This is a genomic window from Lelliottia sp. 7254-16 (assembly GCF_002922995.1).
Taxonomy (GTDB): Bacteria; Pseudomonadota; Gammaproteobacteria; order Enterobacterales; family Enterobacteriaceae; genus Enterobacter; species Enterobacter jeotgali.
The window spans coordinates 1-15211 of record NZ_PQVS01000027.1 but is presented as its reverse complement, the minus strand read 5'-3'; the positions used below and the strand labels follow the sequence as shown (position 1 = coordinate 15211).

General features: G+C 49.9%; 30 protein-coding genes and 1 pseudogene. 1 reads left to right on the top strand and 30 read right to left on the bottom strand.

Features of this window, described 5'->3' with window-relative positions; genetic code table 11:
• Positions 1-4: 4 nt before the first annotated feature.
• The 27 genes from rpoA to rpsJ form a co-directional block, all read right to left on the bottom strand.
• The gene (gene rpoA, locus C3708_RS23045; protein WP_002919219.1) at positions 5-994 is read right to left on the bottom strand and encodes a DNA-directed RNA polymerase subunit alpha; all 990 of its coding nucleotides are present in this window, start codon (positions 992-994) and stop codon (positions 5-7) included.
• Between the two features lie 25 nt (positions 995-1019).
• Entirely contained in the window at positions 1020-1640 is a 621-nt protein-coding gene (rpsD, locus tag C3708_RS23040) for a 30S ribosomal protein S4 (protein WP_095283664.1), read from the bottom strand.
• Between the two features lie 34 nt (positions 1641-1674).
• Positions 1675-2064 (bottom strand): 30S ribosomal protein S11, encoded by a 390-nt coding sequence (rpsK, locus tag C3708_RS23035; RefSeq protein ID WP_003031137.1) that lies wholly within the window; start codon positions 2062-2064, stop codon positions 1675-1677.
• A gap of 16 nt (positions 2065-2080) precedes the next feature.
• Positions 2081-2437, bottom strand: coding sequence for a 30S ribosomal protein S13 (rpsM, locus tag C3708_RS23030; protein ID WP_003031135.1), 357 nt, complete (start codon positions 2435-2437; stop codon positions 2081-2083).
• A 145-nt stretch (positions 2438-2582) separates the two neighbouring features.
• Complete coding sequence (gene rpmJ / locus C3708_RS23025; protein WP_000868187.1) at positions 2583-2699, bottom strand: 50S ribosomal protein L36; 117 nt, start codon at positions 2697-2699, stop codon at positions 2583-2585.
• 31 nt (positions 2700-2730) lie between these two features.
• Positions 2731-4062, bottom strand: coding sequence for a preprotein translocase subunit SecY (gene secY, locus C3708_RS23020; RefSeq protein WP_095283665.1), 1332 nt, complete (start codon positions 4060-4062; stop codon positions 2731-2733).
• 7 nt (positions 4063-4069) lie between these two features.
• Positions 4070-4504, bottom strand: a complete 435-nt coding sequence (gene rplO / locus C3708_RS23015; protein ID WP_095283666.1) for a 50S ribosomal protein L15 — start codon at positions 4502-4504, stop codon at positions 4070-4072.
• Positions 4505-4507: 3 nt separating this feature from the next.
• The gene (gene rpmD / locus C3708_RS23010; RefSeq protein WP_003863301.1) at positions 4508-4687 is read right to left on the bottom strand and encodes a 50S ribosomal protein L30; all 180 of its coding nucleotides are present in this window, start codon (positions 4685-4687) and stop codon (positions 4508-4510) included.
• Between the two features lie 6 nt (positions 4688-4693).
• Entirely contained in the window at positions 4694-5194 is a 501-nt protein-coding gene (gene rpsE, locus C3708_RS23005; RefSeq protein WP_002438697.1) for a 30S ribosomal protein S5, read from the bottom strand.
• A 14-nt stretch (positions 5195-5208) separates the two neighbouring features.
• Positions 5209-5562, bottom strand: a complete 354-nt coding sequence (gene rplR / locus C3708_RS23000; RefSeq protein ID WP_015960708.1) for a 50S ribosomal protein L18 — start codon at positions 5560-5562, stop codon at positions 5209-5211.
• A gap of 9 nt (positions 5563-5571) precedes the next feature.
• A complete protein-coding gene (gene rplF, locus C3708_RS22995) occupies positions 5572-6105 on the bottom strand; it encodes a 50S ribosomal protein L6 (RefSeq protein ID WP_095283667.1) in 534 nt (177 codons plus the stop codon).
• A gap of 12 nt (positions 6106-6117) precedes the next feature.
• The gene (gene rpsH / locus C3708_RS22990; RefSeq protein ID WP_006178918.1) at positions 6118-6510 is read right to left on the bottom strand and encodes a 30S ribosomal protein S8; all 393 of its coding nucleotides are present in this window, start codon (positions 6508-6510) and stop codon (positions 6118-6120) included.
• A 33-nt stretch (positions 6511-6543) separates the two neighbouring features.
• Positions 6544-6849 (bottom strand): 30S ribosomal protein S14, encoded by a 306-nt coding sequence (rpsN, locus tag C3708_RS22985; protein WP_015960709.1) that lies wholly within the window; start codon positions 6847-6849, stop codon positions 6544-6546.
• Between the two features lie 14 nt (positions 6850-6863).
• Entirely contained in the window at positions 6864-7403 is a 540-nt protein-coding gene (rplE, locus tag C3708_RS22980) for a 50S ribosomal protein L5 (RefSeq protein ID WP_015960710.1), read from the bottom strand.
• 14 nt (positions 7404-7417) lie between these two features.
• Entirely contained in the window at positions 7418-7732 is a 315-nt protein-coding gene (gene rplX / locus C3708_RS22975) for a 50S ribosomal protein L24 (protein ID WP_095283668.1), read from the bottom strand.
• A gap of 10 nt (positions 7733-7742) precedes the next feature.
• Complete coding sequence (rplN, locus tag C3708_RS22970; RefSeq protein ID WP_015960712.1) at positions 7743-8114, bottom strand: 50S ribosomal protein L14; 372 nt, start codon at positions 8112-8114, stop codon at positions 7743-7745.
• Positions 8115-8280: 166 nt separating this feature from the next.
• On the bottom strand, positions 8281-8535 hold the full coding sequence (rpsQ, locus tag C3708_RS22965) for a 30S ribosomal protein S17 (RefSeq protein ID WP_006817275.1): 255 nt from the start codon (positions 8533-8535) through the stop codon (positions 8281-8283).
• Complete coding sequence (rpmC, locus tag C3708_RS22960) at positions 8535-8726, bottom strand: 50S ribosomal protein L29 (RefSeq protein WP_032614707.1); 192 nt, start codon at positions 8724-8726, stop codon at positions 8535-8537. The genes rpsQ and rpmC overlap by 1 nt, the downstream gene beginning before the upstream one ends.
• The gene (gene rplP, locus C3708_RS22955; protein ID WP_002919759.1) at positions 8726-9136 is read right to left on the bottom strand and encodes a 50S ribosomal protein L16; all 411 of its coding nucleotides are present in this window, start codon (positions 9134-9136) and stop codon (positions 8726-8728) included. The genes rpmC and rplP overlap by 1 nt, the downstream gene beginning before the upstream one ends.
• Positions 9137-9148: 12 nt before the next feature.
• Positions 9149-9850 (bottom strand): 30S ribosomal protein S3, encoded by a 702-nt coding sequence (gene rpsC / locus C3708_RS22950; RefSeq protein ID WP_000529945.1) that lies wholly within the window; start codon positions 9848-9850, stop codon positions 9149-9151.
• Positions 9851-9867: 17 nt separating this feature from the next.
• Positions 9868-10200: a 50S ribosomal protein L22 gene (gene rplV / locus C3708_RS22945; RefSeq protein WP_002919773.1), complete on the bottom strand. Its 333-nt coding sequence runs from the start codon at positions 10198-10200 to the stop codon at positions 9868-9870.
• A gap of 14 nt (positions 10201-10214) precedes the next feature.
• The gene (rpsS, locus tag C3708_RS22940) at positions 10215-10493 is read right to left on the bottom strand and encodes a 30S ribosomal protein S19 (protein ID WP_001138115.1); all 279 of its coding nucleotides are present in this window, start codon (positions 10491-10493) and stop codon (positions 10215-10217) included.
• A gap of 16 nt (positions 10494-10509) precedes the next feature.
• Complete coding sequence (gene rplB, locus C3708_RS22935) at positions 10510-11331, bottom strand: 50S ribosomal protein L2 (RefSeq protein ID WP_095283669.1); 822 nt, start codon at positions 11329-11331, stop codon at positions 10510-10512.
• A 17-nt stretch (positions 11332-11348) separates the two neighbouring features.
• Positions 11349-11651 carry a 50S ribosomal protein L23 gene (rplW, locus tag C3708_RS22930; RefSeq protein WP_004868363.1) on the bottom strand — a complete coding sequence of 101 codons (303 nt, stop codon included), beginning with the start codon at positions 11649-11651 and terminating at the stop codon, positions 11349-11351.
• Entirely contained in the window at positions 11648-12253 is a 606-nt protein-coding gene (gene rplD / locus C3708_RS22925) for a 50S ribosomal protein L4 (RefSeq protein WP_003031119.1), read from the bottom strand. The genes rplW and rplD overlap by 4 nt, the downstream gene beginning before the upstream one ends.
• A gap of 10 nt (positions 12254-12263) precedes the next feature.
• A complete protein-coding gene (gene rplC / locus C3708_RS22920) occupies positions 12264-12893 on the bottom strand; it encodes a 50S ribosomal protein L3 (RefSeq protein WP_016538466.1) in 630 nt (209 codons plus the stop codon).
• 32 nt (positions 12894-12925) lie between these two features.
• Complete coding sequence (rpsJ, locus tag C3708_RS22915) at positions 12926-13237, bottom strand: 30S ribosomal protein S10 (RefSeq protein WP_001181005.1); 312 nt, start codon at positions 13235-13237, stop codon at positions 12926-12928.
• Between the two features lie 385 nt (positions 13238-13622).
• On the opposite strand from rpsJ, the gene C3708_RS22910 reads away from it, so the two are divergent.
• The gene (locus tag C3708_RS22910; protein WP_095283670.1) at positions 13623-14096 is read left to right on the top strand and encodes an A24 family peptidase; all 474 of its coding nucleotides are present in this window, start codon (positions 13623-13625) and stop codon (positions 14094-14096) included.
• Here the strand turns inward: C3708_RS22910 and bfr are convergent.
• From bfr to tuf, 3 genes and pseudogenes are all read right to left on the bottom strand, one after another.
• Positions 14080-14556 carry a bacterioferritin gene (gene bfr, locus C3708_RS22905; RefSeq protein WP_095283671.1) on the bottom strand — a complete coding sequence of 159 codons (477 nt, stop codon included), beginning with the start codon at positions 14554-14556 and terminating at the stop codon, positions 14080-14082. The two genes, C3708_RS22910 and bfr, sit on opposite strands and share 17 nt — an antisense overlap.
• 72 nt (positions 14557-14628) lie before the next feature.
• Positions 14629-14823 (bottom strand): bacterioferritin-associated ferredoxin, encoded by a 195-nt coding sequence (bfd, locus tag C3708_RS22900; RefSeq protein WP_059180778.1) that lies wholly within the window; start codon positions 14821-14823, stop codon positions 14629-14631.
• A 191-nt stretch (positions 14824-15014) separates the two neighbouring features.
• Positions 15015-15211, bottom strand: a pseudogene (gene tuf, locus C3708_RS22890) (elongation factor Tu); the annotation flags it as partial.

Sequence of the window (15211 nt, the reverse complement as noted above, 5' to 3'; positions counted from 1 at the left end):
CCGGTTACTCGTCAGCAATGCTTGCCGGTGGCCAGTTTTCCAGGCGCATGCCCAGAGAAAGACCACGTGAAGCCAGCACGTCTTTAATCTCAGTAAGAGATTTTTTACCCAGGTTCGGCGTTTTCAGCAACTCAACCTCGGTACGCTGTACCAGATCACCGATATAGTGGATAGCTTCTGCTTTGAGGCAGTTAGCAGAGCGGACAGTCAATTCCAGATCGTCAACAGGGCGCAGCAGGATCGGATCGAATTCTGGTTTCTCTTCTTTAACTTCCGGCTGACGAACATCACGTAAGTCAACGAAAGCTTCAAGTTGTTCTGCCAGGATGGTTGCCGCACGACGAATCGCCTCTTCAGGATCGATTGTGCCGTTGGTTTCCATTTCGATGACCAGCTTGTCCAGGTCGGTACGCTGCTCTACACGCGCTGCTTCAACATTGTAGGCAATACGCTCTACAGGGCTATAGCATGCGTCGACCAGCAGACGGCCGATTGGGCGCTCATCTTCTTCCGAATGAATTCGGGCAGAAGCCGGCACATAACCGCGACCGCGCTGAACTTTGATACGCATGCTAATAGCTGCGTTCTCATCGGTCAGGTGGCAGATCACGTGCTGCGGCTTGACGATTTCGACATCACCATCATGGGTAATGTCGGCTGCAGTCACAGGGCCAATGCCAGATTTATTCAGGGTAAGAATAACTTCATCTTTCCCCTGAACTCTCACCGCCAGCCCTTTCAGGTTGAGCAGGATTTCAAGGATATCTTCCTGAACGCCTTCTTTGGTGCTGTACTCATGAAGTACACCATCAATCTCAACTTCGGTTACCGCACAACCCGGCATCGACGAGAGCAGAATACGGCGCAGTGCGTTACCCAGAGTATGGCCAAAGCCACGCTCTAAAGGCTCAAGGGTCACCTTGGCGTGCGTCGAACTCACTTGCTCGATATCTACCAGGCGCGGTTTTAGAAACTCTGTCACAGAACCCTGCATTGTGTCCTCTCTTTGGTACTAAGCTTTACTTGGAGTAAAGCTCGACGATCAGGTGTTCGTTAATGTCCGCAGACAGATCAGAACGTTCCGGCTGACGCTTGAACGTGCCTTCCATCTTGCCAGCATCAACTTCCAGCCAGGTTGGCTTTTCACGCTGCTCAGCCAGCTCCAGAGCGGCTTTCACGCGAGATTGAGCTTTCGCTTTCTCACGAATGCTAACAACGTCGTTCGCTTTAACCTGATAAGAAGCGATGTTAACAACACGACCGTTTACCATGATTGCTTTATGGCTAACCAGTTGGCGTGATTCAGCACGAGTAGCGCCGAAGCCCATACGGTAAACAACGTTGTCCAGACGACCTTCCAGCAGAGCCAACAGGTTTTCACCGGTGTTGCCTTTCAGACGTGCTGCTTCTTTATAGTAGTTACGGAACTGACGCTCCAGCACACCGTAGGTACGGCGAACTTTTTGCTTTTCACGCAACTGCACACCATAGTCAGACAGACGCGGTTTACGCGCACCGTGCTGGCCAGGAGCTTGTTCAATTTTACACTTGGTATCGATCGCGCGAACGCCAGACTTAAGGAATAAGTCGGTGCCCTCACGACGGCTCAGCTTGAGCTTAGGACCCAAATATCTTGCCATTTTCTATCTCCAACAATCCTAGAAAACGTAAGCGTTATACGCGACGTTTTTTCGGCGGACGACAACCGTTATGAGGGATCGGAGTCACATCAGTAATATTAGTGATGCGGAAACCAGCGGCGTTCAGAGCACGAACAGTTGATTCGCGACCCGGACCCGGACCTTTGACCATAACTTCCAGATTCTTGATGCCGTATTCTTTTACGGCTTCTGCACAACGCTCTGCTGCAACCTGGGCTGCGAACGGAGTAGATTTGCGAGAACCACGGAAACCGGAACCACCGGCTGTTGCCCAACCCAATGCGTTACCCTGACGATCAGTAATAGTAACGATGGTGTTGTTAAAAGAAGCATGGATATGAGCCACGCCGTCAGAGACTTGTTTTCTTACACGTTTACGTGCACGAATTGGTGCCTTTGCCATTATTCAATCACCCCGATTATTTCTTGATCGGTTTGCGCGGACCCTTACGGGTACGTGCGTTGGTCTTGGTACGCTGACCGCGAACCGGGAGACCACGACGATGACGCAAACCGCGATAGCAACCAAGGTCCATAAGGCGCTTGATGCTCATGCTAACTTCACGGCGCAGATCACCTTCAACGACAAATTTGGCAACTTCGTCACGCAGCGTGTCGATTTGTTCTTCAGACAGCTCACTGATCTTAACATCTTCAGCGATACCCGCTGCAGCCAGAATGGCCTTGGAGCGGGTCTTGCCGACGCCGTAGATCGAAGTTAATGCGATCACAGCATGTTTCTGATCAGGAATGTTAATGCCTGCTATACGGGCCACTATGCACTCCTACTATTTAATATGTACGCACCATGCCGAAAAGCCCGTTTTCAGGATACTCAAATGGAACGTACAGACATACAAAAGATTGGCTGGCTAATCTAGCCAGCTCAACCCAACTTTGCAAGAAAAAAATGCGAAATAATCAGCCTTGACGCTGTTTATGTTTCGGCTCGGCACTGCAAATCACGCGGATGACGCCATCACGCTTAACGATTTTGCAGTTACGGCATAATTTCTTGACGGAAGCACGAACTTTCATTTTTACTCTCCGTAACTTCTCGGGCGACCAATTAACGGCCGTAGCCTTTCAGGTTCGCCTTCTTCAAGGCAGACTCGTACTGACTAGACATCATCAGAGTTTGCACTTGAGCCATAAAGTCCATAATCACGACAACAACGATTAATAGTGAGGTCCCACCGAAGTAGAACGGCACTTTCATTGCATCACGCATGAACTCCGGGATCAGGCAGATAAAAGTAATGTACAACGCGCCAATCAAAGTCAGACGAGTCATTACTTTATCGATATACTTCGCCGTTTGCTCTCCCGGACGAATTCCTGGTACAAATGCACCGGACTTCTTCAGGTTATCTGCTGTTTCACGAGGGTTGAAAACCAACGCTGTGTAGAAGAAACAGAAGAATATGATTGCAGACGCATAGAGTAACACATAAAGCGGTTGCCCAGGCTGCAAATACAGCGAAATTGTTGTCAGCCAGTTCCAACCGGTTCCGCCCCCGAACCACGACGCAATCGTCGCTGGGAACAGAATAATACTGGAAGCGAAGATCGCTGGGATAACCCCGGCCATATTCACTTTCAGCGGTAAATGTGTGCTCTGTGCAGCATAGACACGACGACCTTGCTGGCGTTTCGCGTAGTTCACCACAATGCGGCGTTGACCACGTTCAACGAAGACAACAAAGAACGTCACTGCAAATACTAATACTGCAACCAATAGCAACAGGAGGAAGTGCAGGTCGCCTTGACGCGCTTGCTCGATCGTATGGGCAATGGCTGGCGGGAGTCCCGCAACGATACCAGCGAAGATAATGATTGAGATACCGTTGCCGATACCTCGCTCAGTAATCTGTTCGCCGAGCCACATCAGGAACATAGTTCCTGTGACCAGACTTACAACAGCGGTGAAATAGAATGCAAAGCCTGGGTTAATAACCAAGCCCTGCATACCAGGCATATTCGGTAAACCGGTAGCAATACCGATTGACTGGAATATTGCCAGCACCAGAGTGCCGTAACGGGTGTACTGGCTGATCTTACGACGACCAGACTCCCCTTCTTTCTTCAACTCTGCCAGGGCCGGATGAACGACCGTTAACAGCTGGATAATAATGGATGCCGAAATGTACGGCATGATACCCAGTGCAAAGATAGAAGCACGGCTGAGAGCACCACCAGAGAACATGTTAAACATCTCAATGATGGTGCCTCGCTGTTGCTCAAGCAGTTTGGCAAGTACAGCGGCATCGATACCAGGGATCGGAATAAAAGAGCCAATACGGAAAACGATCAGCGCACCAACTACAAACAAAAGTCTGCGTTTCAGTTCGCCAAATCCACCCTTGGCACTTTGAAAATCTAATCCCGGTTGCTTAGCCATCTGCTACTTATTCCTCAATTTTACCGCCAGCAGCTTCGATAGCAGCACGAGCGCCTTTAGAAACACGCAGGCCACGAACAGTTACCGGAGTAGAAACTTCACCAGCCAGGATCACTTTCGCGAACTCGATCTGGATACCGATAATGTTTGCTGCTTTCAGCGTGTTCAGGTCTACAACGCCGCCTTCAACTTTCGCCAGGTCAGACAGACGGATTTCCGCTGTAATCGCTGATTTGCGAGAGGTGAAACCGAATTTCGGCAGACGACGGTACAGTGGCATCTGGCCACCCTCGAAACCACGGCGTACGCCACCGCCAGAACGAGAGTTCTGACCTTTGTGACCACGACCACCGGTTTTACCGAGGCCAGAACCGATACCACGACCAAGGCGTTTACCCGCCTTTTTAGAGCCTTCGGCTGGAGACAGAGTATTTAAACGCATCTCTTACTCCTCAACTTTAACCATGAAGTAAACCGCGTTGACCATACCACGTACAGCGGGAGTATCCTCACGCTCAACGGTATGACCAATACGACGCAGACCCAGGCCAAGCAGCGTTGCCTTGTGTTTCGGCAGACGACCGATTGCACTGCGGGTTTGAGTGATTTTAATAGTCTTTGCCATGGTCAATTACCCCAGAATTTCTTCAACGGATTTACCACGCTTGGCAGCGACCATTTCTGGAGAATTCATATTTTCCAGGCCATCAATAGTTGCACGAACCACGTTAATCGGGTTGGTGGAACCATATGCTTTGGCCAGAACGTTATGAACTCCAGCGACTTCGAGAACGGCGCGCATTGCACCACCGGCAATAATACCGGTACCTTCTGAAGCCGGCTGCATGAAGACACGAGAACCCGTGTGAACACCTTTTACAGGGTGTTGCAGGGTGCCGTGGTTCAGCGCGACGTTAATCATATTGCGACGGGCTTTTTCCATCGCTTTCTGGATCGCTGCTGGAACTTCACGCGCTTTACCGTAACCAAAACCAACGCGACCGTTACCATCGCCAACAACAGTCAGAGCTGTGAAGGAGAAAATACGACCACCTTTAACGGTTTTAGATACGCGGTTAACCGCGATCAGCTTTTCCTGCAGTTCGCCAGCTTGTTTTTCGATGTGAGCCATCTTACACCTCTACCTTAGAACTGAAGGCCAGCTTCACGGGCAGCATCTGCCAGTGCCTGGACACGACCATGATATTGGAACCCGGAACGGTCAAAGGACACAACTTTGATGCCTTTTTCCAGAGCGCGTTCAGCAACAGCTTTACCAACAGCTGCAGCAGCGTCTTTGTTACCGGTGTACTTCAATTGTTCTGTAATAGCTTTTTCTACAGTAGAAGCAGCTACCAGAACTTCAGAACCGTTTGGTGCAATGACCTGTGCGTAAATATGACGCGGGGTACGATGTACCACCAGGCGAGTTGCACCCAGCTCTTTGAGCTTGCGGCGTGCGCGGGTCGCACGACGGATACGAGCAGATTTCTTATCCATAGTGTTACCTTACTTCTTCTTAGCCTCTTTGGTACGCACGACTTCGTCGGCGTAACGGACACCCTTGCCTTTATAAGGCTCAGGACGACGGTAGGCGCGCAGGTCTGCTGCAACCTGACCGATCAGCTGTTTATCCGCGCCTTTCAGCACGATTTCAGTCTGAGACGGACATTCTGCAGTGATACCGGCAGGCAGCTGATGCTCAACGGGGTGAGAGAAGCCCAGAGACAGGCCTACTGCATTCCCTTTGATAGCTGCACGATAACCTACACCAACCAGCTGAAGCTTTTTAGTGAAGCCTTCGGTAACACCAACAACCATTGAGTTCAGCAGGGCACGCGCGGTACCAGCCTGAGCCCATCCATCCACGAAACCATCACGTGGACCGAAGGTCAGAGCGTTTTCTGCATGTTTAACTTCAACAGCATTGTTGAGGGTACGAGTCAGCTCGCCATTTTTACCTTTGATCGTAATAACCTGACCGTCGATTTTTACATCAACGCCGGCAGGAATGACGACCGGTGCTTTAGCAACACGAGACATTCTTTCCTCCGATTAGGCTACGTAGCAGATAATTTCGCCACCAAGACCAGCTTGGCGCGCTGCACGATCAGTCATAACACCTTTAGAGGTAGAAACAACTGCGATACCCAGACCAGCCATAACTTTAGGCAGCTCATCTTTTTTCTTATAGATGCGCAGGCCTGGGCGGCTGACACGCTGAATGCTTTCTACAACAGCTTTACCCTGGAAATACTTAAGAGTAAGTTCCAGTTCCGGCTTGGTGTCGCCTTCAACTTTAAAATCTTCGATAAAACCTTCTTCCTTCAGCACATTGGCAATTGCCACTTTCAGCTTGGCGGAAGGCATGGTGACCGCAACTTTGTTCGCGGCCTGACCGTTACGGATACGGGTCAGCATATCCGCGATCGGATCTTGCATGCTCATCTGTCTTTACTCCCGTGATTCAATTGGTGACAATTACCAGCTAGCCTTTTTCAGACCCGGGATTTCACCGCGCATAGCGGCTTCACGGACCTTAATACGGCTCAACCCGAACTTCCGCAGGAAAGCGTGCGGACGACCAGTTTGACGACAGCGGTTACGCTGACGAGACGGGCTGGAATCACGCGGCAGAGACTGCAGCTTCAGAACTGCGTTCCAACGATCTTCGTCGGAAGCGTTCACATCAGAAATGATCGCTTTCAGTTCAGCGCGTTTAGCGAAGAATTTATCAGCTAAAGCTACGCGCTTTACTTCGCGTGCTTTCATTGATTGCTTAGCCATTCAGTAACCCTACCTTACTTGCGGAACGGGAAGTCAAAGGCAGCCAGCAGAGCACGGCCTTCTTCATCAGAGTTCGCAGTAGTGGTAATGGTAATATCCAAACCACGCACGCGGTCGACTTTATCGTAGTCGATCTCTGGGAAGATGATCTGCTCACGGACACCCATGCTGTAGTTACCACGACCATCGAATGACTTAGCGGACAAGCCACGGAAGTCACGGATACGTGGAACAGCAATAGAGATCAGGCGCTCAAGGAACTCCCACATGCGTTCGCCACGCAGAGTTACTTTACAGCCGATCGGATAGCCCTGACGGATTTTGAAGCCTGCAACAGATTTGCGTGCTTTGGTGATCAACGGCTTTTGACCGGAGATTGCTGTCAAATCAGCTGCTGCATTATCCAGCAGTTTCTTATCAGCGATCGCTTCACCAACACCCATGTTCAGGGTGATCTTCTCGACCCGAGGGACTTGCATGACAGAATTGTAGTTAAACTCAGTCATGAGTTTGCTAACTACTTCGTCTTTGTAGTAATCATGCAGTTTCGCCATCGTACTACTCCAAATTACTTGATAGTTTCGCTATTAGATTTGAAGAAACGGACTTTTTTGCCGTCTTCGAATCTAAAGCCTACACGGTCAGCCTTGCCGGTTGCCGTGTTGAAGAGTGCAACGTTAGAAACCTGAATAGCAGCTTCTTTTTCAACGATGCCACCTGGTTGGTTCAGGGCCGGAACCGGCTTCTGATGTTTCTTAACCAGGTTGATACCTTCAACAATGATCTTGCCGGAAGACAGAACATTTTTTACTTTACCGCGTTTACCTTTATCTTTACCGGTTAACACGATAACTTCGTCATCACGACGGATTTTCGCTGCCATGATTCGCTCCTTAGAGTACTTCTGGTGCCAGAGAGATAATTTTCATGAACTTTTCAGTACGAAGTTCACGAGTTACCGGCCCAAAGATACGCGTGCCGATAGGCTGCTCGCTGTTATTATTTAAAATAACGCATGCATTACCATCGAAGCGAATGACAGAACCGTCAGGGCGACGAACACCCTTCCTGGTGCGCACCACTACCGCTTTCAGCACATCACCTTTTTTGACCTTACCACGTGGAATTGCTTCCTTGATGGTGATCTTGATGATGTCGCCTACGCCTGCGTAGCGACGGTGCGAGCCACCCAGAACCTTGATACACATTACGCGACGTGCACCGGAGTTGTCGGCGACGGTCAGCATAGTCTGTTCTTGGATCATTTCAGTGCTCCGCTAATGTCAACTACTACCTGAGACTCTAAATTCAGAGTCGTCGAAAAGCCCCATATCGAGGGCGCGGCATTATAACACCGCTTCTACAATATGGGTAGAAAAAATACACGGCTCATTACTGAGCCGTGTATTCGTATTGAGAAGGCTTACTGTATTACAGAACGGCTTTCTCTACAACGCGAACCAGCGTCCAGGACTTAGTCTTGGACAGCGGACGGCATTCGCGGATTTCAACCACGTCACCGATACCGCATTCGTTGTTCTCGTCATGTACGTGCAGTTTGGTCGTACGCTTGATGAATTTACCGTAGATCGGGTGTTTCACAATACGTTCGATAGCAACAACAATGGATTTCTCCATTTTGTCGCTAACAACACGACCTTGCAGAGTACGGATTTTATCGGTCATTACGCACCCGCCTTCTGAGTCAGTAAAGTCTTAACGCGTGCAACATCACGACGCACTTGCTTCAGCAGGTGAGTCTGTTGCAGCTGGCCACTTGCCGCCTGCATACGCAGGTTAAACTGCTCACGCAGCAGGTTCAGCAGCTCAGCGTTCAGCTCTTCAACGCTTTTTTCACGCAGCTCATTTGCTTTCATTACATCACCGTCTTAGTTACAAAGGTGGTTTTAATCGGCAGTTTCGCTGCTGCCAGGCCGAATGCTTCACGGGCTAGCTCTTCCGGTACGCCGTCCATTTCATACAGGACTTTACCCGGCTGAATCAAGGCAACCCAATACTCCACGTTACCTTTACCTTTACCCATACGAACTTCCAGCGGCTTCTCGGTAATTGGTTTGTCCGGGAATACACGGATCCAGATTTTACCTTGACGCTTAACTGCACGGGTCATTGCACGACGTGCTGCTTCGATCTGACGTGCAGTCAGACGACCACGGCCAACAGCTTTCAGACCGAAAGTGCCGAAGCTAACATCCGTACCCTGCGCCAGACCACGGTTGCGGCCTTTGTGCACTTTACGGAATTTTGTACGCTTTGGTTGTAACATCAGCGACGCTCCTTATTTACGGCCTTTACGCTGCTGCTTTTTAGGTTGCGCAGCCGGTTTTTCCGGTTGTTCAACAGCAGCCATACCACCCAGGATCTCGCCTTTGAAGATCCATACCTTAACGCCGATTACACCGTAAGTGGTGTGCGCTTCAGAGGTGTTGTAGTCAATGTCAGCACGCAGTGTGTGCAACGGTACGCGACCTTCGCGGTACCATTCGGTACGTGCGATTTCCGCGCCGCCGAGACGGCCGCTAACTTCAACTTTGATACCTTTAGCGCCCAGACGCATTGCGTTCTGTACAGCACGCTTCATAGCACGACGGAACATAACGCGACGTTCCAGCTGTGAAGTGATGCTGTCAGCAACCAATTTAGCGTCCAGTTCAGGCTTACGAACTTCAGCGATATTGATCTGTGCAGGAACGCCAGCGATATCCGCTACGACCTTGCGCAGTTTTTCTACGTCTTCGCCTTTCTTACCGATAACGATACCCGGGCGAGCGGTGTGAATAGTCACACGAATGCTCTTAGCCGGACGCTCGATAACGATACGAGATACAGACGCCTTAGCCAGTTCCTTAGTAAGGTACTGACGTACTTTAAAATCGCTGTCCAGGTTGTCAGCGAATTCTTTGGTGTTCGCAAACCATGTTGAATTCCATGGCTTTACAATACCCAGGCGAATACCATTAGGATGTACTTTCTGACCCATTGCTAGTCTCCAGAGTCTCAGCGATCGGACACAACCACAGTAATGTGGCTGGTGCGCTTCAGGATGCGATCTGCACGACCTTTCGCACGCGGCATAATGCGCTTCATGCTTGGGCCTTCGTCTACGAAGATTTTCGCAACTTTCAGATCGTCAATGTCAGCGCCATCGTTGTGTTCAGCGTTAGCAATGGCAGATTCCAGTACTTTCTTAACCAATACCGCAGCTTTCTTGTTGGTATAGGTCAGGATGTCCAGGGCCTGCGACACTTTCTTACCGCGAATCAGGTCAGCAACAAGGCGAACCTTCTGAGCAGAAGAACGAGCATGGCGATGTTGAGCTAAAGTTTCCATCTCTTCCTCCTACCTTATTTCTTCTTCGCTTTTTTATCAGCAGCATGGCCGCGATAAGTACGAGTCGGTGCGAATTCACCCAGTTTATGACCGACCATTTCGTCGGAAACAAAGACTGGAACGTGCTGACGACCATTATGGACAGCGATGGTCAAACCGATCATGTTAGGAAAGATCGTTGAACGACGGGACCAAGTGCGCAGGGGCTTCTTGTCTCCGCTTTCCACCGCTTTCTCTACCTTCTTCAGCAAGTGCAGGTCAATAAAAGGACCTTTCTTGAGAGAACGTGGCATGGCTTATCCTCTAAAATTATTTGCTACGGCGACGTACGATAAATTTATCAGTACGCTTGTTGCTGCGGGTCTTCTTACCTTTGGTCTGAACGCCCCATGGTGTTACTGGGTGTTTACCAAAGTTACGACCTTCACCACCACCATGTGGGTGGTCGACTGGGTTCATCGCAGTACCGCGAACGGTAGGACGAACACCACGCCAGCGTGCAGCACCTGCTTTACCCAGAACGCGCAGCATATGCTCAGCATTGCCAACTTCGCCCAGAGTTGCACGGCATTCTGCTTCGACTTTACGCATTTCACCAGAGCGCAGACGCAGGGTGACATAAGCACCATCGCGAGCAACGATCTGAACGTAAGTACCAGCGGAACGCGCCAGCTGACCGCCTTTACCTGGTTTCATTTCTACGTTATGAACGGTAGAACCAACCGGGATATTGCGCATCGGCAGGGTGTTACCTGCTTTGATTGCAGCATCAACGCCAGACTGAATCTGGTCGCCAGCTTTCAGGCCTTTAGGGGCCAGGATGTAACGGCGTTCGCCATCTTTGTACAGAACCAGCGCGATGTTCGCGGAACGGTTCGGATCGTACTCAAGACGCTCAACAATTGCTGGGATACCATCTTTGTTGCGTTTGAAGTCAACAATACGGTAAGCCTGCTTGTGACCACCACCGATATGACGAGTGGTGATGCGGCCATTGTTGTTACGACCACCGGATTTGCTGTTTTTTTCAACCAGCGGAGCAAAAGGTTTGCCCTTGTGCAGCTCTGGGTTGACCACTTTAACAACGTGGCGACGACCCGGAGATGTCGGTTTGCATTTAACAACTGCCATTGTATTACTCCTCCGACTTACTCAGCGCCGCCGACGAAGTCCAGATTCTGGCCTTCCTTCAGGGTGACGTAAGCTTTTTTCCAGTCGCTACGACGACCGATACGCTGTCCGTGACGTTTAACTTTCCCTTTAACTACCAGGGTGTTAACGACTTCGACTTCGACTTCAAACAGTTTCTGCACAGCAGCTTTGATTTCTGCTTTGGTCGCGTCTTTAGCAACTTTGAGAACGATGGTATTGGTTTTTTCCATCGCAGCAGACGCTTTTTCAGAAACGTGCGGTGCACGAAGCACCTTCAGCAGACGTTCTTCACGAATCATGCCAGCATCTCCTCAACTTGCTTAACAGCATCGGCAGTCATTACGACTTTGTCGAAGGCGATCAAGCTAACCGGGTCGATACCAGTTGCATCGCGTACGTCAACCTTGTGCAGGTTGCGCGCAGCCAGGAACAGGTTCTCGTCCAGCTCACCGGTGATGATCAGCACATCTTCCAGAGCCATGTCTTTCAGTTTCTGTGCCAGCAGCTTAGTTTTAGGCGCTTCAACAGAGAATGATTCGACAACGATCAGACGATCCTGACGTACCAATTCGGACAGGATGCTTTTCAGCGCGCCGCGGTACATCTTTTTGTTTACTTTTTGACTGTGGTCCTGCGGGCGAGCAGCGAAGGTCACGCCACCGGAACGCCAGATCGGGCTCTTAATAGAACCTGAACGCGCACGGCCGGTACCTTTCTGGCGCCACGGCTTTTTGCCGGAACCAGTTACTTCAGCACGAGTCTTCTGAGCACGAGTACCCTGACGAGCACCAGCTGCATAAGCAACAACAACCTGGTGAACCAGCGCTTCGTTGAAATCACGACCGAAGGTAGTTTCGGAAACAGTCAGCGCGCTCTGCGCGTCTTTCAATACTAATTCCATTGCTATCCCCTTACGCCTTCACAGCTGGTTTAACGATCAGGTCGCTACCGGTTGCACCGGGAACAGCACCTTTAACCAGCAGCAGGTTGCGCTCAGCGTCAACGCGTACTACGTCCAGGCTCTGAACAGTTACACGTTCGTTACCCAGCTGACCTGCCATTTTCTTGCCTTTAAACACTTTGCCCGGAGTCTGGTTCTGACCGATAGAACCCGGAACGCGGTGAGACAAGGAGTTACCGTGGGTAGCGTCCTGGGTACGGAAGTTCCAGCGCTTAACGGTACCAGCAAAACCTTTACCTTTAGAGGTACCGGTTACGTCAACTTTTTTAACTTCAGCAAACAGCTCAACGCTAATGTCCTGACCTACGGTGAACTCTTCGCCTTCAGCAAGGCGGAATTCCCACAGACCACGGCCAGCTTCTACGCCAGCTTTAGCGAAGTGACCAGCTTCCGGCTTGGTTACACGGTTAGCTTTTTTAGCACCGGTAGTAACCTGAACAGCACGGTAGCCATCGTTAGCCAGATCTTTAACCTGAGTAACGCGGTTTGCTTCAACTTCGATTACGGTTACTGGGATAGATACGCCATCTTCAGTGAAGATGCGGGTCATACCCACTTTTTTACCGACTAAACCAATCATTGTTTCAACCTCTCAATCGCTCGATGACCTGATTAACCCAGGCTGATCTGCACGTCTACACCGGCAGCCAGATCCAGACGCATCAGAGCATCAACGGTTTTCTCAGTTGGCTCAACGATGTCAACCAGACGCTTGTGAGTGCGGATCTCGTACTGATCACGCGCGTCTTTGTTAACGTGCGGAGAGATCAGAACGGTAAAGCGCTCTTTGCGGGTCGGCAGCGGGATCGGACCACGGACTTGCGCACCAGTGCGCTTAGCAGTCTCGACGATTTCCGCGGTTGATTGATCGATCAGACGATGATCAAACGCTTTCAGGCGGATACGGATTCTTTGGTTCTGCATGAGACCAGAGCTCCAATTATTTTATAAACGAAAATGATTACTACTCAAACCCATTACGATTGATAGGAGAGTGTAACCGTTCTTACGTAGCCCCCCAATTGGGAGCATTGTTGAGTAACGAAAAGCGGTGTTACTCAGGTTCAGATTGAACCGCTGTCAATTACGACAAGCCCGCGCATTATACGTAAATCTGGACTCAACGCAAGTGCTGATTATAAAGCAGACGCTGTAGGTTGCTTTTGCGTAGCCGCTCGATGTTTAGCTGCAATCAGTGTGTGCTGAAGTAGACTCATTGGAACGCTCTGCGCAGAGGCTAGTTTTGCTGTTTGTTCTTAGACATTCGGAAGGAGAGGATACCGCAGCGATAACGACTGAGGTGTAAACCATGCTAACCGCCCTTCCCTTTCAGGTGATTTATTTCGTATTAACTTGTCTTCTGGTTCGCGAGGATATCCGTTCCGGTCTCCTTCCGGATAAATACCTTTGCCCATTACTTTGGAGTGGCCTTCTGTTTCATCTCATCAACCGGCCTGAGTTTCTCTTTAGTGCTGTTGTAGGCGCCATAGCTGGGTACGCGGGCTTTGCCAGTATTTACTGGGGCTATCGAACGGTGTTTAAACGTGAGGGGCTAGGGTATGGGGACGTGAAATATCTTGCTGCTTTGGGCGCCTGGCACGGCTGGTGTGTGCTTCCTGCACTGACACTGTCTGCCGCAGTCCTGGCTACAAGCTATGTTCTCATTCAGATGCTGTGCAATCCTGGCCAGCAGATACATAAAAACCCGCTACCGTTCGGTCCATTTCTGGCGGCAGCAGGTTTATTGTCGGGCTGGCAGAGTCTAATCAATCTGCCACTTTGATCTGCGACTGCAGGTAGTTTTGCAAACCAATTTTGCCGATGAGGTCCAGCTCGGTTTCGAGCCAATCAATATGGCCCTCTTCGTCAGCCAGAATGGTAATCATCATATCGCGGCTAACGTAATCATGGACGCTGTCGGCATAAGCAATGGCCTCACGAAGATCTTTCGCGCCTTCCAGCTCAAGCCGTAGGTCAGATTGCAGCATCTCCTCGACATCTTCGCCAATGCCGAGCTTTCCGAGGTCCTGCAGATTCGGGATGCCCTCAAGAAATAAAATACGCTCGATATATTTATCAGCGTGTTTCATTTCATCGATCGATTCATGATATTCAACATCATTGAGGCGCGTCAGGCCCCAATTTTTGAACATTCTCGCATGGAGAAAATACTGATTGATTGCGACAAGCTCATTTCCCAATAATTTATTGAGATAACTTATGATTTTAACATCACCTTTCATTATATAGTCCCTCCGCTTCCACTTATTGAAGCGTAGATGGGGCTACAGGGATGTCAAAAAAAAGATAGTGCCTCAGGCGATCTCTTTGTATTCCGGGATCTGCATCAATTCATCCTGCATAATCTCGCGCGCCGCGCGTACGCACTTACCGCATTGATTTCCTACCGGAACAAATTTACGAAGCTGCTGGAAAGACTGAGGATGAAACTGGCGAACGGCCTGACGTATTTTTTTGTCACTGACACCATTACACAAACAAACGTACATAAACACTCCCGCTCAATTTATGATCAAAGTGTAAGTGAGAATAATTATGATTACAATAGCACATACGTAAAGAGACGGGACGGTTGCAGACAATAAATGCGAATAAGTGTGACAGTTATTAAATTAGAAATGTAAAAAGGGCGCCGAAGCGCCCTTTACTATTAACCACTAATTAACGAGTAATTAGATGATTAAGCGATGACTTTAGCAACAACGCCCGCGCCTACAGTACGGCCGCCTTCACGGATTGCGAAACGCAGACCGTCGTCCATCGCGATTGGGTGGATCAGGGTAACAACCATTTTGATGTTGTCGCCCGGCATTACCATCTCTACGCCTTCTGGCAGTTCGATGGTGCCAGTCACGTCAGTTGTACGGAAGTAGAACT

Bases quoted from the DNA above. Each gene is read 5' to 3' on its own strand.
- rpoA (WP_002919219.1), bottom strand. From the start codon at position 994: ATGCAGGGTTCTGTGACAGAGTTTCTAAAACCGCGCCTGGTAGATATC.
- rpsD (WP_095283664.1), bottom strand. From the start codon at position 1,640: ATGGCAAGATATTTGGGTCCTAAGCTCAAGCTGAGCCGTCGTGAGGGC.
- rpsK (WP_003031137.1), bottom strand. From the start codon at position 2,064: ATGGCAAAGGCACCAATTCGTGCACGTAAACGTGTAAGAAAACAAGTC.
- rpmJ (WP_000868187.1), bottom strand. From the start codon at position 2,699: ATGAAAGTTCGTGCTTCCGTCAAGAAATTATGCCGTAACTGCAAAATC.
- secY (WP_095283665.1), bottom strand. From the start codon at position 4,062: ATGGCTAAGCAACCGGGATTAGATTTTCAAAGTGCCAAGGGTGGATTT.
- rplO (WP_095283666.1), bottom strand. From the start codon at position 4,504: ATGCGTTTAAATACTCTGTCTCCAGCCGAAGGCTCTAAAAAGGCGGGT.
- rpmD (WP_003863301.1), bottom strand. From the start codon at position 4,687: ATGGCAAAGACTATTAAAATCACTCAAACCCGCAGTGCAATCGGTCGT.
- rpsE (WP_002438697.1), bottom strand. From the start codon at position 5,194: ATGGCTCACATCGAAAAACAAGCTGGCGAACTGCAGGAAAAGCTGATC.
- rplR (WP_015960708.1), bottom strand. From the start codon at position 5,562: ATGGATAAGAAATCTGCTCGTATCCGTCGTGCGACCCGCGCACGCCGC.
- rplF (WP_095283667.1), bottom strand. From the start codon at position 6,105: ATGTCTCGTGTTGCTAAAGCACCGGTCGTCATTCCTGCCGGCGTTGAT.
- rpsH (WP_006178918.1), bottom strand. From the start codon at position 6,510: ATGAGCATGCAAGATCCGATCGCGGATATGCTGACCCGTATCCGTAAC.
- rpsN (WP_015960709.1), bottom strand. From the start codon at position 6,849: ATGGCTAAGCAATCAATGAAAGCACGCGAAGTAAAGCGCGTAGCTTTA.
- rplE (WP_015960710.1), bottom strand. From the start codon at position 7,403: ATGGCGAAACTGCATGATTACTACAAAGACGAAGTAGTTAGCAAACTC.
- rplX (WP_095283668.1), bottom strand. From the start codon at position 7,732: ATGGCAGCGAAAATCCGTCGTGATGACGAAGTTATCGTGTTAACCGGT.
- rplN (WP_015960712.1), bottom strand. From the start codon at position 8,114: ATGATCCAAGAACAGACTATGCTGACCGTCGCCGACAACTCCGGTGCA.
- rpsQ (WP_006817275.1), bottom strand. From the start codon at position 8,535: ATGACCGATAAAATCCGTACTCTGCAAGGTCGTGTTGTTAGCGACAAA.
- rpmC (WP_032614707.1), bottom strand. From the start codon at position 8,726: ATGAAAGCAAATGAGCTGCGTGAAAAAAGCGTTGAAGAGCTGAACGCT.
- rplP (WP_002919759.1), bottom strand. From the start codon at position 9,136: ATGTTACAACCAAAGCGTACAAAATTCCGTAAAGTGCACAAAGGCCGC.
- rpsC (WP_000529945.1), bottom strand. From the start codon at position 9,850: ATGGGTCAGAAAGTACATCCTAATGGTATTCGCCTGGGTATTGTAAAG.
- rplV (WP_002919773.1), bottom strand. From the start codon at position 10,200: ATGGAAACTTTAGCTCAACATCGCCATGCTCGTTCTTCTGCTCAGAAG.
- rpsS (WP_001138115.1), bottom strand. From the start codon at position 10,493: ATGCCACGTTCTCTCAAGAAAGGTCCTTTTATTGACCTGCACTTGCTG.
- rplB (WP_095283669.1), bottom strand. From the start codon at position 11,331: ATGGCAGTTGTTAAATGCAAACCGACATCTCCGGGTCGTCGCCACGTT.
- rplW (WP_004868363.1), bottom strand. From the start codon at position 11,651: ATGATTCGTGAAGAACGTCTGCTGAAGGTGCTTCGTGCACCGCACGTT.
- rplD (WP_003031119.1), bottom strand. From the start codon at position 12,253: ATGGAATTAGTATTGAAAGACGCGCAGAGCGCGCTGACTGTTTCCGAA.
- rplC (WP_016538466.1), bottom strand. From the start codon at position 12,893: ATGATTGGTTTAGTCGGTAAAAAAGTGGGTATGACCCGCATCTTCACT.
- rpsJ (WP_001181005.1), bottom strand. From the start codon at position 13,237: ATGCAGAACCAAAGAATCCGTATCCGCCTGAAAGCGTTTGATCATCGT.
- C3708_RS22910 (WP_095283670.1), top strand. From the start codon at position 13,623: ATGCTAACCGCCCTTCCCTTTCAGGTGATTTATTTCGTATTAACTTGT.
- bfr (WP_095283671.1), bottom strand. From the start codon at position 14,556: ATGAAAGGTGATGTTAAAATCATAAGTTATCTCAATAAATTATTGGGA.
- bfd (WP_059180778.1), bottom strand. From the start codon at position 14,823: ATGTACGTTTGTTTGTGTAATGGTGTCAGTGACAAAAAAATACGTCAG.